13 protein-coding genes are annotated in these 15,764 nt (G+C 68.5%); 7 read left to right on the top strand and 6 right to left on the bottom strand.

All coding sequences use genetic code 11. The features are described from left to right. Window positions 1-154: 154 nt before the first annotated feature. Genes hisH through ACW17W_RS13340 form a run of 5 tightly spaced genes read right to left on the bottom strand, consistent with a single transcriptional unit; the run spans window position 155 to window position 4,719 of the window. Entirely contained in the window at window positions 155-769 is a 615-nt protein-coding gene (hisH, locus tag ACW17W_RS13360) for an imidazole glycerol phosphate synthase subunit HisH (protein ID WP_492077385.1), read from the bottom strand. Then, window positions 766-2,199 (bottom strand): aminotransferase class I/II-fold pyridoxal phosphate-dependent enzyme, encoded by a 1,434-nt coding sequence (locus ACW17W_RS13355; protein WP_492077384.1) that lies wholly within the window; start codon window positions 2,197-2,199, stop codon window positions 766-768. The genes hisH and ACW17W_RS13355 overlap by 4 nt, the downstream gene beginning before the upstream one ends. Beyond that, on the bottom strand, window positions 2,196-3,515 hold the full coding sequence (hisD, locus tag ACW17W_RS13350; protein WP_492077383.1) for a histidinol dehydrogenase: 1,320 nt from the start codon (window positions 3,513-3,515) through the stop codon (window positions 2,196-2,198). The genes ACW17W_RS13355 and hisD overlap by 4 nt, the downstream gene beginning before the upstream one ends. Further along, window positions 3,515-4,396 carry an ATP phosphoribosyltransferase gene (gene hisG, locus ACW17W_RS13345; protein ID WP_492077382.1) on the bottom strand — a complete coding sequence of 294 codons (882 nt, stop codon included), beginning with the start codon at window positions 4,394-4,396 and terminating at the stop codon, window positions 3,515-3,517. Before hisG ends, hisD begins: the two co-directional genes overlap by 1 nt. A gap of 2 nt (window positions 4,397-4,398) precedes the next feature. Further along, window positions 4,399-4,719 carry a YerC/YecD family TrpR-related protein gene (locus tag ACW17W_RS13340; protein ID WP_492077381.1) on the bottom strand — a complete coding sequence of 107 codons (321 nt, stop codon included), beginning with the start codon at window positions 4,717-4,719 and terminating at the stop codon, window positions 4,399-4,401. A 298-nt stretch (window positions 4,720-5,017) separates the two neighbouring features. Between ACW17W_RS13340 and ACW17W_RS13335 the strand changes: the two genes are divergently transcribed. The 7 genes from ACW17W_RS13335 (at window position 5,018) to ACW17W_RS13305 (ending at window position 14,091) form a co-directional block, all read left to right on the top strand. Further along, on the top strand, window positions 5,018-6,226 hold the full coding sequence (locus ACW17W_RS13335) for an NAD(P)/FAD-dependent oxidoreductase (protein WP_492077380.1): 1,209 nt from the start codon (window positions 5,018-5,020) through the stop codon (window positions 6,224-6,226). A 109-nt stretch (window positions 6,227-6,335) separates the two neighbouring features. Further along, window positions 6,336-7,754: a circularly permuted type 2 ATP-grasp protein gene (locus tag ACW17W_RS13330; protein ID WP_492077379.1), complete on the top strand. Its 1,419-nt coding sequence runs from the start codon at window positions 6,336-6,338 to the stop codon at window positions 7,752-7,754. 9 nt (window positions 7,755-7,763) lie between these two features. Further along, entirely contained in the window at window positions 7,764-8,702 is a 939-nt protein-coding gene (locus tag ACW17W_RS13325) for an alpha-E domain-containing protein (RefSeq protein ID WP_492077378.1), read from the top strand. A gap of 2 nt (window positions 8,703-8,704) precedes the next feature. Then, window positions 8,705-9,544, top strand: coding sequence for a transglutaminase family protein (locus ACW17W_RS13320; RefSeq protein WP_492077377.1), 840 nt, complete (start codon window positions 8,705-8,707; stop codon window positions 9,542-9,544). 76 nt (window positions 9,545-9,620) lie between these two features. Further along, window positions 9,621-10,397 (top strand): proteasome-type protease, encoded by a 777-nt coding sequence (locus ACW17W_RS13315; RefSeq protein ID WP_492077376.1) that lies wholly within the window; start codon window positions 9,621-9,623, stop codon window positions 10,395-10,397. A 637-nt stretch (window positions 10,398-11,034) separates the two neighbouring features. Further along, window positions 11,035-13,320 carry a TonB-dependent receptor gene (locus ACW17W_RS13310; RefSeq protein ID WP_492077375.1) on the top strand — a complete coding sequence of 762 codons (2,286 nt, stop codon included), beginning with the start codon at window positions 11,035-11,037 and terminating at the stop codon, window positions 13,318-13,320. Between the two features lie 87 nt (window positions 13,321-13,407). Beyond that, window positions 13,408-14,091 carry a Fe2+-dependent dioxygenase gene (locus tag ACW17W_RS13305; RefSeq protein ID WP_492077374.1) on the top strand — a complete coding sequence of 228 codons (684 nt, stop codon included), beginning with the start codon at window positions 13,408-13,410 and terminating at the stop codon, window positions 14,089-14,091. A 273-nt stretch (window positions 14,092-14,364) separates the two neighbouring features. Here the strand turns inward: ACW17W_RS13305 and ACW17W_RS13300 are convergent, their stop codons facing one another. Beyond that, window positions 14,365-15,753 carry a sulfite reductase subunit alpha gene (locus tag ACW17W_RS13300; RefSeq protein WP_492077373.1) on the bottom strand — a complete coding sequence of 463 codons (1,389 nt, stop codon included), beginning with the start codon at window positions 15,751-15,753 and terminating at the stop codon, window positions 14,365-14,367. Window positions 15,754-15,764 lie beyond the last annotated feature (11 nt).

Here is a 15,764-nt window from a genome sequence, read left to right as displayed (position 1 = left end):
CCGTCATCCTCGGGCTTGACCCGAGGATCGGACGGTTGGCGCGCAAGACAGGAGTGCAGGGCAGGGTTGGTGACGAGCGTCTCCGGACCGGACCGGGCGCGTCCGGCCCTCGGGTCAAGCCCGAGGGTGACGGAGGAGAGGGTGAACGCGCGGATCACGCTTCAATCTCCAGAAAATTCCTCAGTATCCGCGCGCCGGCGGCGGCCGAGCGTTCGGGGTGGAACTGGCAGCCCCAGCGGTTGCCCTTGCGGACGACGGCCGGGACGGGGCCGCCGTAGTCGGCGCGGGCGAGGGTGGCGGGGCCGTCCGGGCAGACGAAGCCGTGGACGAAATAGGCCCAGGCCCCGGGCTCGACGCCCTCCAGCAGGGGGTCGTCGGCGAGATCGTTGAGCCGGCTCCAGCCCATGTGCGGCACGGGCAGGGTCGGGGGCAGGTCGAAGGGGCGGACGGCGCCGGGAATGAAGCCGAGCAGGTCGACGCCGCCGGTTTCGGCCTGACCCTCCTCGCTGGTCTCGAACAGCAGCTGCTGGCCGAGGCAGACGCCGAGCAGGGGGCGGGGGAAGGCGCGGACGGGATCGGACAGGCCGAGGTCATTGAGCCGCTTCATGGCGTAGCCGGCCGCCCCGACCCCGGGCAGGATCAGGCGTTCGGCGTCGGCGACCTCGGCCGGGTCGGCAGTCAGGCGAACGACGGCGCCGAGGCGTTCCAGCGCGAACTGGACCGAGGCGGTGTTGCCGGCGCCGTAGGACAGGACGGTGACGGAGGTCACAGCACCCCCTTGGTGCTCGGCACGGCGTCGCCCTCGATGCGGATGGCCTGGCGCAGGGCGCGGCCGAAGCCCTTGTAGGCGGCCTCGGTCTTGTGGTGGTCATCGTCGCCGGTGACCTTGATGTGGACGGCGGCGCCCATGGCCTCGGCCAGGGAGCGGAAGACGTGGGCGGTCAGGTCGGTGCGGTAGTCGCCGATGAAGGGCGTCGCGAAGGTCCCCTCGAACAGCGGATAGGGGCGGCCCGACAGGTCGATGGCGACATGGGCCTCGGCCTCGTCCATGGCCAGGACGAAGCCGTAGCGGGCGATGCCGCGCCGTTCGCCCAGCGCCTGTTTCAGGGCCTGACCCAGGGCGATGGCGCTGTCCTCGATGGTGTGGTGCGGGTCGGTATGGAGGTCGCCCTCGCATGACAGGCGCAGGGAAAAGCCGCCGTGGGCCGCGATCTGCTCCAGCATGTGGTCGAAGAAGCCGACGCCGGTGTGGATGAGGACCGGGCAGGTGGCGTCGAGGTCGACGGCGCAGACGATGCGGGTCTCCTTTGTGTCGCGAACGGCCTGACCGGTACGGGCGGGACGGGCCCGCGGCGGATTGAGACCGAGGGCGACCAGCAGCCGGTCGTTGACCTCGGGTTTCAGCGACACCGGCAGACGGAGGCGATCGCCGGAAAGGTCGGCGGCGATGCCGTATTTCGTGAGTTCGATCAGGACGGCGGCGGGGTCTTCCGGACGGGCCATGAGGATGGGTCCGACGCCGGGCTCGACCGTCATCAGCCGGCCGATCTCGCGGGAGAGTCGGGCGCGCTCGCGTTTGACGCCGCCGATGCGTTCGGCGGTCTCGATCATGCGCGACGGGTCGAGCGCCTGTTGCGCCAGCCGGATCACGGGCTCGGGGAGGGGCCAGGGCTCCAGCGCCGTCCGGAGGCGGGCGAGGGTGTCAGGCTGGGCCAGGACGGCGCCGACGCGGGCGCCGGCCAGCCCATAGGCCAGCGAAAGACTGCGCAGGACGACCAGATTGGAGGCGGCGTCGAGGACGGTTGAGGCAGACGCGGTGTCGGCGAACTCGATCAGGCCCTCGTCCACGACCATCAGGGCGGGGGCGACGCGGGCGGCCATCTCGACGACGGCCTCGGGCGAGCCGAGGGCGCGGATGACGACGGCGGCCGTCTCACCGGTCTTGCCCGGGCGGGCGTAGAGGGCCGCGAGGTCCGTATAGGGGGCGGCGTCGGGCGCCTGGACCGTCTGGCCGTCGCGGGCGGCCAGACGCCAGACAAGCTCCAGCCCGTGGGTCAGGCCGCGCACCGGCAGGACGCGGTCGGCCGCGACGCCATAGATGTCGGCCATGCGGGCGGCCAGGGCGTTCGGATCGGACGGGTAGCGGTCGAGGCCGTCGGCGCCGGCGACCAGCGGAGGAAAGGGGGCGGGGAGGGTCATCCCTCGCTCCTCAGATCGGCGGCCCTGGCATGGGCTTCGAGACCCTCCAGCCGGGCGAGGCGGGCGGCGACGGGGGCCAGCAGGGACGCGCCCGCCTCGGTGACAGTCTGGACCGACATGGAGGTCATGAAGCTGGCGGTGGTGATGCCGCCCAGGGTGCGCGCGCCGCCGTCGGTGGGCAGGACGTGGCTCGGGCCGGCCGCATAGTCGCCCAGGGTCTCGGCGGCCCAGCGGCCCACGAAGACGGCGCCGGCGGCGGTGATGGTCTCGACCAGACCATCGGCGTCCTCGGTCTGGAGGGCGAGATGTTCGGGACCGTAGAGGTTGGAGACGGCGCAGGCCTCGGCGGTGTCGCGCACCTTGATGATCCGGGCCTCGGCGAGGGAGGCGCGGGCGATGTCGGCGCGGGGCAGGGTTTCAAGCTGTTCCTCGACGGCCTCGAGGATGGCGTTGATGGCGGCGGTCGAGGTCGAGACCAGAATGACCTGGGCGTCCGCATCGTGCTCGGCCTGGCTGAGAAGGTCGGCGGCGGCGAGGTCGGGGTCGGTCGATCCGTCGGCGATGACCAGCAGTTCGGACGGTCCGGCGGGCATGTCGACGGCGGGGCCGTTCGGCAGGGCGGCGGCATAGCGCTTGGCCTCGGCGACATAGGCGTTGCCCGGTCCAAACAGCTTGTCGCAGGGCGGGATCTCGCCGTCGTCGAGGACCACGCCATAGGTCAGGGCGGCGATGGCCTGGGCTCCGCCGATCAGCCAGATGGCGTCCAGATCAGCCTCTGCGGCGGCCAGGATCATGGCGGGGTGGACCTCGCCGTCGCGACCCGGCGGGGTGACCACGATCCGCTGCTGCACGCCCGCGACCTGGGCCGGGAGGGCCTGCATCAACAGGGAGGAGAACAGGGGGGCGGTGCCGCCGGGGACGTAGATGCCCGCCGCGCCAATGGGGCGCCAGACCAGCTTCGACTTCACGCCGGGCATGGTCTCGATGAACGGGGTGTCTTCGGGCCTGGTGGCCTGATGGAAGATGCGGACATTCTCGGCGGCGATGCGCAGCGATCGGGTGTCGGCAGGAGGCAGGGCGTTTCGCGCCGCGGCGACGGCCTCGGGCGTGATGGCGATACGGCGGGGGGCGACGCCGTCGATCTCGACGCTGAACCGGGTCACGGCCGCGCCGCCCGAAATCGCGACCTGTTCGAAGATGCCTTCGACGACCTCGGTCACGTCGCGCTCTGTGCGTCTTGCCGGGCGGGCAAGGGCGTCGAACCGGCCCGGACCGTCCAGGCTGGACCAGTCGATGCGTTTCCAGTCGATGCTCATCACATCATCTTCTCGATGGGGAGGACGAGGATGGCCGAGGCGCCGGCGGCCTTGAGCTTCTCCAGCGTCTCCCAGAACACGGCTTCCTGACAGACCGCGTGGACGGCGACGGCGTCGTCGCGGCCCATCAGGGGCATGACGGTCGGTGAGCCGGCTCCGGGCAGGATGGCGGTGATCTGCTCAAGCGCCGAGCGCGGGGCGTTGAGCATGACGTATTTGGCGCCCTGGGAGGACACGACGCCTGACATCCGCTCGATGATCGAATCCAGCAGGTGTTCAAGCCCGGGCTCCGGGGCGACGGGCGACCGGATCAGCACGGCCTGGCTTTCCAGCACCGTCTCGCGGGCCTGAAGGCCGTTGGCCTCCAGCGTCGCCCCGGTGGAGACCAGGTCGCAGATGGCGGAGGCCAGCCTGAGCCGGGGCGCGACCTCGACGGCGCCGCGCATGGTGACGATGTCGGCGGCGATGTTCCTGTCGTCTAGCCAGCGGCGCAGGATCTTCGGATAGGAGGTGGCGACCCGCAGCCCCTCGAGCGAGGCCGGGCCGTCATAGGCGAGGGTCGGCGGGACGGCGATCTTCAGGGTGCAGCGGCCGAAACCGAGCGGCATGATCACCTCGGCGACCGGGCCGCCGTTGCGCGCCTCCTCCAGCACATTCTCGCCGACAATGCCGAGGTCGCAGACGCCGTCGGCGACAAAGGTCGGGATGTCGTCGTCGCGCACGCGCAGCAGGTCGATCGGATAGTTCTCGACCCGGTAAAGCAGGTCGTTGTTGCCCTTGATCACGCGCAGACCCGCGTCGCGGACGAGGTCGAGGCTGCGGTCGGACAGGCGGCCGGATTTCTGGACGGCGATACGCAGTCGTCCCTGGACGGTGCTCATACTCAGGCTTTCTTTTTCAGGCGGTCGAGGACGAGGCGGTAGCCCTGGTTGTCCATGTCCTTGAGGAAGCGGGCGACGCGCACGACGGTGGTGGGGCTGGCGCCCGCCTCCATGGCGATCTCACGATAGGATTGCAGCCGCTGGTCCAGAAGCCGCGCCACGGCCCAGCGCTCGGCGAAGGCGCGCAGTTCGGACGGGGTGCAGAGGTCGGCCAGAAAGGCGTCGGCCTCCTCGCGCGTCTCCAGACACAGCAGGGCGTCATACAGGGCCAACCGGTCGTCGGCGGCCTTGTGGATCGATTTTCGCGACGGGAGGTCGGTCATGGCGCGTTCCACTATGGTGTAACGATGGAACGGTCAAGGGGTGTGATTGGTGATTGGTGATTGGCGAGTTTCGTCCTCCCTGTCGCGAAGCGATGGGGAGGTGGCTCCGAGCATCGCGAGGAGACGGAGGGGGAGACCGGGTCGGTGAAGTCGAGCCAATGGCGGGCGTCGCCTCGCCCCCTCCGTCACGGCGCAAGCGGCGCCGCGCCACCTCCCCATTCGCCAAGCGGCGAACGGGGAGGACAAGCTCGCCACTAACCACTCGCCACTCGCCACTCGCCACTCTATTTCCTGCGACATGACCAGGGTTCTCATCATCGGCGCGGGGCATGCGGGCGGGACGGCGGCGGCCCTGTTGCGCCAGTACGGGCATGAGGGGGAGATCGTGCTCGTGGGCGAGGAGCCGGCGGCGCCCTATCAGCGGCCGCCCCTGTCCAAGGCCTGGCTGAAGGGCGAGACCGATCTGGAGACCCTGCTGCTGCGGCCCGAGGCCTTCTATCCGGAACAGGGGATCGACCTGCGCACCGGGGTGACGGCGACGGCGATCGACCGGGCGGCGAAGACGGTGAGCTTCGCCGACGGGACGGTCGAACCGTATGACGTGCTGATTCTGGCGACCGGATCGACGGCGCGGCGGCTGAACATTCCGGGCGCCGACCGGCCGGAGCTGCTGGAACTGCGGACCGCAGTTCATGCCGAGCGGCTCAAGGCCGCCCTGGGCTGGGGCCGACGGCTGGCGGTGGTCGGAGGCGGCTATGTCGGGCTGGAGGCGGCGGCCTCGGCCCGGGCCCTGGGCGCCGAGGTGGTGGTGATCGAGCGCGAGGCGCGGGTGCTGGCGCGGGTGGCGTCGGAGGCCCTGTCGACGTTCTTCACCGATCTGCACACGGCGCAGGGCGTGGTGATCCGCACCGGGGCGGAGGTGGCGGCTTTTGAAGATGGGGCCGTGGTCCTGGCCGACAGCGAACGGATCGAGGCGGACGCCATTCTGGTCGGGGTCGGGGCCCTGGCCTGTGACGGGCTGGCGCGCGAGGCGGGCCTGGCGTGTGAAAACGGGGTGGTGGTGGACGAGGCGGCGCGGACGTCCGATCCCTCGATCTACGCCATCGGGGACATGACGCACCGGCCGGTCCCGGTGCATGGCGGGGTGCGGGTGCGGCTGGAAAGCGTGCCCAATGCGCTGGAACAGGCCAAACAGGCGGCGGCGGCGATCACCGGCCGCCCGGCCCCGGCGCCCGAGGTTCCGTGGTTCTGGTCCGATCAGTATGACGCCAAGCTGCAGATCGCCGGCCTGCCCGTGGGGGCTGACCGACAGGTGGTGCGGGGCGACCCCGGCGAAGGTCGGTTCGCGGTCTTCCATCTGGCGGGCGAGCGGCTCGTCAGCGTCGAGGCGGTCAACGCCCCGCCGGAATTCATGGCCGGCAAACAGCTGATCGGCCGGGCGACGCCGGTCGATGCGGTGAAGCTGGCGGATGCCTCTGTGTCGATGAAGGACGTCGCCCGAACCTGAGGCGGTTGACCGTTTTCCGATGTCGCATTGCAATATTTCTGTTGCCTAACTGCAATTCCAAAGCCCAATCTGCCGCTTGTGGGGTTACCGACAGGCTTGAGGCGCACGATTGATCTTCGATGAAATGTCAGGCGCGGGCGGGACCGGAGAGGTCCGCGAAAGTTACCGGACCCTGGCCCGGTGGCTGGAGAACGCTCCGGATGACCTGTTGTCATCGCGATCGCGGCAGGCTGAACTGTTCTTCCGCCGCATGGGGGTGACCTTCGCCGTCTATGGCGATGTGGAGTCCAACGAACGGTTGATCCCTTTCGACGTGGTGCCCCGGATCATCGGGGGCGGCGAGTGGAACCAGCTGGAGCGGGGCCTGAAGCAGCGGGTCTCGGCGATCAACGCCTTCCTCAAGGACATCTACGGCCCACAGGAGTGCATCCGGGCCGGGATCGTCCCGGCCGACCTGATCTTCACCAACCCCAACTATCGCCCCGAGATGCAGGGCCGCCGGCCGCCCGGGGATATCTGGTCGCATATCACCGGGGTCGATCTGGTCCGCACGGGCGAGGACGGCTTCATCGTCCTGGAGGACAATTGTCGTACGCCGTCCGGGGTCTCCTACATGCTGGAGAACCGCGAGATGATGATGCGGCTGTTCCCCGACCTGTTCGCCGAGCATCGCATCCGGCCGGTCGAGACCTATACCGACATGCTGCTGGCGTCGCTGCGCGCCTCTGCCCCGGCGCAGGCGGGGGCGGATCCGAACGTCGTGATCCTGACGCCGGGGCCGTTCAACTCGGCCTATTACGAGCACAGCTTCCTGGCCGACAAACTGGGGGTGGAGCTGGTCGAGGGCGGCGACCTGTTCGTCGATGACGACATCGTCTTCATGCGCACGACCGAGGGGCCAAAGCGGGTCGACGTCATCTATCGCCGCGTCGACGACGAGTTTCTGGACCCCCTGACCTTCCGGCCGGATTCGGCGGTGGGGATTCCCGGGATCATGGCGGCCTACACCGCCGGCAATGTGACCCTGTCCAACGCCGTCGGCACCGGGGTGGCCGACGACAAGGCGGTCTATACCTATATGCCGGAGATCATCCGCTTCTTCTCGGGCGGCGATCCGATCCTGGGCAATGTGCCGACCTGGCGCTGCCGCGAGCCGGACGCGCTGAAGGAGGTCCTGGACAAGCTGCCGGAGCTGGTGGTCAAGGAGGTCGGGGGATCAGGCGGCTATGGCATGCTGGTCGGACCGGCCTCGACGAAAGCCGAGATCGAGGCCTTCCGGGCCAAGCTGATCGCGGATCCCGACGATTTCATCGCCCAGCCGACCCTGGCCCTGTCGACGGCGCCGACGCTGGATGGCGGCAAGCTGTCGCCCCGCCACGTCGATCTGAGGCCGTTCGTCCTGTCGAGTCCGGCCGGGATGCGGGTGGCGCCGGGCGGGCTGACGCGGGTGGCGCTGAAGGCCGGGTCGCTGGTCGTCAACTCCAGCCAGGGCGGCGGCACCAAGGATACATGGGTGCTGGATGACTGAGTTCGACCCATGCTGAGCCGCACCGCTGACAGTCTGTACTGGACCGGCCGCTATATGGAGCGGGCCGATTTCCTGGCGCGCATCCTTGAGGCGGCGTCGAGACTGGCGGCCCTGCCGGCCAAGGATGCGGCGGCGACCACGGCCTGGGCCAGCGCTATCGCCTCCGCCGGGGTGGCCCAACGGTTCGCCGAGTCCGGACGGTCGCCGAACGAGCGTTCGGTGCGCGAGTTTCTGGCCTTCGCGCCGGAGAACCCGACCTCGATCAAGGCCTGTATCACCGCCGCCCGGACCAATGCGCGGTCGGTGCGCACCGCCCTGACCATCGAGCTGTGGGAGGCGATCAACGGCGCCTGGAACGGCCTGGGCGAGTTCGGCGAACCGACGCGGCGCGACGACTTCGTGCGGTTCCTGGAATGGGTCAAGGGCGTGTCCCTGGCCTTCGAGGGGGCCTCGTCCCGGACCATGTTGAGGAATGACGCCTACTGGTTCCTGCGACTGGGCGGGGCCATCGAGCGGGCCGACAACACCGCCCGGCTGCTGGACGTCAAATACCACCTGCTGCTGCCCGCCGATGAGCGGGTGGGCGGCCAGCTGGACTATTTCCAGTGGACCACCCTGTTGCGCGAGGTCTCGGCCCTGACCGCCTATCGCTGGGTCTATCGCGAGAGCGTGCGACCCTGGCTGGTGGCCGACCTGATGGTGCTGAACCGCCAGATGCCGCGGTCACTGGCCTCGTGTCAGGGGATGATCGTCAGCTATCTGGAGCGTCTGGCCACCGACTACGGACGGCGGGGCCCGGCCCAGCGTCTGGCCTCAACCCGGCTGGCCCAGTTCAACGAGGCCAAGATCGAGGACATCTTCCAGTCCGGCCTGCATGAGTACATTCTGGGCTTCCTCAAGGAGAACAACGCCCTGGCTGCCGCCATCAACGATCAGTATCTGGTGTAAACATGCGTATACGGATCGATTATGAAACCCGATACGCCTATGACCGCGCGGCGCGCTTCATCGTCCAGAGCCTGAGGCTGACGCCGCGTTCGACCGAGGGGCAGCAGGTCCGGGAGTGGCGGGTGGAGACCGATGTCGACACGCGTCTGCGGCGGACCGAGGACGCCTTCGGCAACATCGTGCACAATCTCTATACCGAACGGCCGACGACCGCCCTGACCATCCGGGTGACGGGGGAGGTGGCCACCAGCGAGACCGGCGGGGTGGTTCGCGGGGCGCCCGAACGGCTGTCGCCCCTGGTCTATTTGCGGGACAGTCCCCTGACCTTCGCCGACGCCGCATTGCGGGCCTTCGCCGCACAGGTCCAGCCTGCCGACGACCTGACCCGGCTGCATCAGCTGATGCGGCTGATTCATGGCGAGGTGGCCTTCATGGTCGGTTCGACCACGGCCGATCACACCGCCGCCGACGCCTTCGCCCAGAGGCGCGGCGTGTGTCAGGACCATGCCCAGATCTTCATCGCCTGCGCCCGGCGCCTTGGCATTCCGGCGCGCTATGTCTCGGGCCATCTGCATCGCACTGACGGCCAGGACGATCAGGAGGCCGCCCATGCCTGGGCCGAGGCCTGGGTCGAGCGCCTGGGGTGGGTCGGGTTCGACGCCGCGAACGGCATCTGTCCGACCGAACACTACGTTCGGGTGGCGACGGGACTGGACGCCCTGGGCGCCTCGCCTATCCGCGGGACAAGCTATGGCGGCGGCAGGGAGACCATGACGGTCGCCCTGCGTGTGCGCCAGATGCAACAGACCCAGCAGCAACAGCAGAGGCAGGGTTGGGGATGATGTCGTCAGGGGTCGTCGTGTCGCGCGAATCTGCTAGCGTCGCGGTTCGTAACTTTGCGGGTCGCGAACGGGTACGATGACCTACTGCGTCGGAATGATGGTGAATGACGGTCTGGCGATGATCGCCGACACGCGCACCAATGCGGGCGTGGACAATATCTCGTCCTACAAGAAGCTGCATGTCACTGAAATCACGGGCGAACGGATCATCTCCATCGCCACCGCGGGGAATCTGTCGGTGACCCAGACCGCCCTCGCCATGGTGGCCGAGGGCGTCCGGATGCCGGGGCAGGATCACCCGGAGACGCTGGAGACGGCGCCCACCCTGTTCCGCGCGGCCCAGATCGTCGGCCACGCCCTGGCCCAGGTGCGCAACGACCTGGCCCCGTCGATGCGGGCCGAGGCCCCCAAATTGTCCGCCTCCATGCTGCTGGGCGGACAGATTCGCGGCGGGCGGATGGGCCTGTACCTGATCTATGCCGAGGGAAATTTCATCGAATGCGGGGCGGACACGCCCTATATGCAGATCGGCGAGTTGAAGTACGGCAAGCCGATCCTGGACCGCGCCCTGCACTGCGATACCCCGATGGCCGAGGCGGTGAAGCTGGGGCTGATCTCGTTCGATTCAACGATTCGCTCGAACATCGCCGTGGGTCCGCCCTTCGACATGGTGGTGATCAACCGCGACGCCCTGCACGGCGATGCGCGCCGTATCGAGGCCGATGATCCCTATTTCAAGGATCTGGGACGCCGCTGGTCCGAGGCCCTCGCCAATGCCCACAGGGCCATGCCCGCCCCGCCCTGGCTTGACCCGGCCCCGAGCCTCAGGCCCTCGATCTCGGTGGTGGGCTAGGGCGAAACCGCCCGGGTCGGCTCTCTAAAGGTTCGGCCCTGCGGTCAGGCCGGTCGAACGTCGGCCCTTCCGCGTCAGGTGAAGCTGAAGACCGCCGCAACGATGACGGCCGCAGCGATCAGCCCTGCGGCGCTCCACCAGAAGGCATAGGGGAGTCGAACGCCGGGGGACCCGCTGTCGGGCGTTGCAGGCATCGGGGCGGCCTCCTCCGCAGTCCCGGAATCCGAGGGGGGCGCCGATGATCCTCCCGCCTCGTCATCGGTGCCAAGCGAAGAGAGGCCGGCGTCAAACACGGGGGAGGCCCCGTTCGGACGCTTGCGCCACTGTCGATCCTTGTCAGTCAGGAGATTGGCCATCCTGTCGAACCAGCCGGCGGCCGACCGGTTCCACAGGACGCGCGCATCGGCTTCGCGTCCTGCCCTTCGTCGGGGCTCCTGAACCGCTCAGGTCGCATGATCCGGGGCGTGGATACCGTCGATCGTGGCCGGGTCGAGCCTCCGTTCGCCTTCAGGTTACAGACGGATTTCACGCTCCGGACGAAACGACGGCATAATTGCGATTTATTCGCATCATCAGTTGCATCTCGGGTCAGGATTGATATTGCGAGGCCATCGCAACTTCTTCTCCAAGGCTTCTGATGTCCGACACCCGCGCCACCGCCCTCCGCGCCCTCCTGTTCGCTTCCAGCGCCGCCGGACTGATGTGCGCGGCTCCGGTCATGGCGGAGGCCCCGGCAGACGCCGCCCCGACCGCGGGAGCCGATCAGGACGCCACCAACCTCGGCACCATCGACGTCAATGGGCAGCGCGTGCGCCGCGAACCGACCTCGCCCGAGTTCGTGGCGCCGCTGGTCGATACGCCGCGCTCGGTCACGGTCATCCCGCAACAGGTCATCGAACAGATCGGCGCGACCTCGCTGCAGGATCTGCTGCGCACCTCGCCGGGCATCACCTTCGGCGCCGGCGAAGGCGGCCAGCCCCTGGCCGACCGTCCGTTCATCCGCGGCCAGTCCTCGGGCAACAACATCTTCGTCGACGGCATCCGGGATTCCGGCGGCCAGCAGCGCGAGGTGTTCAACCTGGAGCAGGTCGAGGTCATCAAGGGACCGGACTCGGTCTATTCCGGCCGGGGTTCGGGCGGCGGATCGATCAACCTGTCGTCCAAGACGCCCAAGCTGACCGATTTCACCAATGTCTCGCTGGGCGTCGGTACGGACTCCTATCGGCGCGGTACGATCGACCAGAACTGGCGCATCGGCGATACCGCCGGCTTCCGCATCAATATTCTGGGGGCCGAGGGCGACGTCGCGCGCCGGAACGCCGTGGACTATGACAAGTTCGGCGTGGCCGCCTCACTGGGCGTCGGTCTGGACACCGACACCAGCGCGATCCTGAGCTTCAACTATCTCGACAGCAACCAGATGCCCGACTACGGCATCCCGCTGTACACGAAGCGGGGCGGGGCCACGGCGCCGCGTGAGAATGCGGAAGGCATCCTCAATGTGCCCTATGACACCTTCTACGGCCTGACCGCCCGCGACTATCTGACCAATACGGTCAAGAGCGCCACCCTGAGGCTGGAGCACCGGTTCACGCCGACGCTCGCGATCCGCAATGTCACGCGCTATTCGGAGACGCTGAACGACTATGTGGTGACCAACCCCGGCGACGGCGGGGCAGCGCAGCTGATCAATGGCGTCTGGTGGATGAAGCGCGGGCTGAAGTCGCGCTGGAACCCGGTCGACACAGCCGCCAACGTCACCGAACTGTTCGGCTCGTTCAATACCGGCGGGATCAGGCACACCTTCGACCTGGGCGCCGAGTTCACCCACGAGATCAACCGCAACGCCTCCTATACGGTGACGACCCTGACCGGCACGGCCTGCCCGGCGCCCCTGACCGGATTCGACTGCACGCCGCTGTACAATCCGAACCCGAGCGACCCCTGGACGGGCACGATCCTGAAGCGCGCCGTGACCAAGAACTCGACCACGACGAAGGCCGTCTTCGCCTTCGACTCGATCGAGCTGAACGAGCAGTGGCTGCTGAACCTCGGCCTGCGCTGGGACGACTATGCGGTGGACGGGGTGACCGCAGCCGGGGTCCTGGTTCCCGAGAGTGCGTGGGACTTCGTCAACTCTCAGGTCGGGCTGGTCTACAAGCCGACACCGAACACGAGCGTCTATGCCTCGTACGCGACGTCCTCGACTCCGCCGACGATCAGCAGCGGCGACCAGAACGGCAGCGGCGGAACGGGCACGGGCAATCTGGCCGGTGCGCTGCTCGAGCCCGAGGACACCACCAGCTATGAGCTCGGCGCCAAGGCCAGCCTGTTCCGGGATCAGCTGCAGCTGAGCGCGGCGGCCTTCAGCCTGACGCGCAAGAATGCGCAGATCCTGGTCGACGACGGGGTCTATGCCCAGGCCGGCGAGGTGGAGGTCAAGGGGGTGGAGCTGGGGGTGTCCGGCAACATCACCCCGCAATGGCAGGTGTTCGGCGGCTATACCTTCCAGGACTCGGAACTGGTGAAGGGCGCCGTGACCGTCGTCGCCGGGCCTCCCCGGGTGGTCGTGCCCAATCCTCTGGTCGGGCTGGAGTTGGCCAATACGCCGAAGCACAACATCAGCCTGTTCTCAACCTACAGGGTCACGCCGAAACTGACGGCGGGCGGCGGGGTCTATTATGTGTCGCGCTCCAACGGCGGCAACCAGGGCGGCGCCGGCGGCGGGACGAACGGCATCTATGCCCCGGCCCATACGCGGGTCGACCTGTTCGCCTCCTATGCCGTGACCGAGCGCGCCACCCTGCAGCTGAATGTCCAGAACGCGGCCGACGAGGACTATATCCTGCGCACCAATGGCGTGCACCACGCCGACCCGGCGCCGGGGCGTTCGGCCACCCTGGCGTTGAACGTCCGGTTCTAGTTTTCCTCCCCGACCCAGTTTCCGCGGGTCTAGACTGCAGGGCGGCGTCGGGATCCGGCGCCGCCCCCTTTTTTTCAAGAGGCCTCCGTGCTGCTGCATATCCCCGAAGTGTTCACCAAGGCCGAGGTCCGGGCCCTGCGCGAAACGCTGGACCCCGGCCCCTGGGCGGACGGCAATATGACCTCGGGTCATCAGTCGGCCACGGCCAAGCGGAACAGCCAGTTGCCGGAAGACAGCGTCGAGGCGCGGGAAATCTCGGCGATCATCATGCAGGCGCTGAACGCCAATCCGATGTTCGTGGCCGCCGCCCTGCCGCACACGATCTTTCCGCCCCTGTTCAACCGCTATGAGGGCGGGGGCGAGTTCGGGGTTCACGTCGACAACGCCATCCGCCAGCAACGCGGCGGGCCGCTGCGTATCCGCAGCGACCTTTCGGCGACCCTCTTCCTCAGCGAACCCGAGGACTATGACGGCGGGGAGCTGATCGTCGAGGAGATGTACGGGCCGCAGACGGTGAAACTGCCGGCCGGAGACATGGTGCTGTATCCGTCCAAGAGCCTGCATCGGGTGACGCCGGTGACGCGCGGCGCCCGGGTGTCCAGCTTCATGTGGCTGCAGAGCCTGATCCGCGACGACGGCGACCGGGAGATGCTGTTCCGCATGGATGTGGCGATCCAGAGGGTCGCGCTGGAGAAGGGCCCGAAGGACCAGGCCGTGATCGAGCTGACCGGCGTCTATCACAACCTGCTGCGGCGCTGGGCCGAGGTGTGAGGCCCTGATCACGGTCTTTGAGGGCAAAAGCTCCCAAGGGCTGGCCCCATCTGAGCCGGCCAGTCGTTCAGTGTAACAGGATCAAACAACGCACTCTATATCTGCCGTCATCCTCGCCCTTGTGGCGAGGATCCAGAAACTCCGACAGCTATAGTCAGCCCCGATGCCGATCCGCTTCCAATAGAATTGCGATATCGGCCCGCACCGGGAGTCTGGATCCTCGCCACAAGGGCGAGGATGACGGCATGAGCTTTGACCGATCAGGTCCGGACCTCAATACACGTCCCGACGATACCGGCCCGTCTCGGTGAGCTCGATCAGGCGGTCGGGGCCCAGCGCCTGTTCCAGCGCCGCGTGGACGCCGGAGGCCATGCCGTCCAGGCTGCCGCAGACGTAGATCGCGGCGCCGCGTTCGACCCAGGCGGCGACCTCGGCCGCATGGTCGTCGATCAGGTGCTGGACGTAGCGGCCGGTGCGGCCCCCGGCGTCCGGGTCGCGCGAAAAGGCGCGGTCGAGGCGGTTGAGGACGCCGGACGACAGGGCGGCCTGGAGCTCGTCATCAAAAAAGGCGTCGTGGGCGGCGGTGCGCTCGCCGAACAGCAGCCAGGCGCCGCCGCTCGCCGCCGTGCGCGATTTCAGATGGGCGCGCAGGCCGGCGATGCCCGTGCCGTTGCCGATCAGGATCATCGGCGCGGGCGCTGTCGGCGCGGGCGCTGTCGGCGCGTGGAAGGCCGAGTTGGCGCGGACCCTCAGGGGAAGCTCGTCACCCACGGACAGATCCAGCGTGAGCCGGCCCGACCCCAGCCCCGGCGTGCCGTCGGGACGGCGCATCAGCCGCACCAGCAGCTCCAGCCGGCCGTCGGAGGGCAGGGAGGCGATCGAGTATTCGCGTGAGACCTCCGAGCCGTCCGGCGTCGGCACGCCGACCTCGGCGATGTCGCCGGCGACCCAGGACGCCGCGCCGTCGAGGGGTTCGAGGGCGATGTGGAAGGCCTCTCCGCCGGGGCTGCCGGGGTTGAGGTGGCGGCGTTCGACCATCCGCCAGCGGTCATAGGACGGCGGCGACCAGTCGGGGGCGGTGGTCGCGCCGGTCAACTGGTTCAACTGGTGCTGCCAGTGGCGGATGGCGGCGGGATCGCCGTCGTCGACCTCGACCGTGTCGAACAGCGGCTGGCCTCCGGATCGCCGCAGCCAGCTCTCGATCGCCCGGCCGAAACCGCAGTAGTCGCGGTAGCTGCGGTCGCCGAGGGACAGCAGGCCAAAGGACAGGCCGTCCAGATCCGCCTTTTGGCCCAGGGTGGTGCGGACCATACGGGCGGCGCTGTCGGGGGCGTCGCCCTCGCCGGTGGTCGAGACGACAAACAGGGCGTGGCGGCAGGCCTTCAGCCCGGCGAGGTCCAGATCGGCGAAGGAGATGACGCGGACGGGCCGACCCGCGTCCGACAGGGCCCGGGCGGTCATCCAGGCCAGTTCCTCGGCCAGGCCGGTCTGGCTGGCGAAGGCGATCAGGGTCGCATCCTCGCCCGCGCCGCCAAGGGCGGCGGAACGGGCAAGCTCCATCCGGCGCGCCCGGCGCACGCCGAGGACGACCGCCAGCACCGAGGCCAGCCACAGGCCGGTCGCGACGGCGGCGAGGCCGAGCCGCACGACATCATCGGTCATCCCGAAGGACA

The sequence above is a fragment of the Brevundimonas sp. FV1ye29L genome (assembly GCF_058681095.1).
This window is presented reverse-complemented; position numbering and strand designations above follow the sequence as displayed.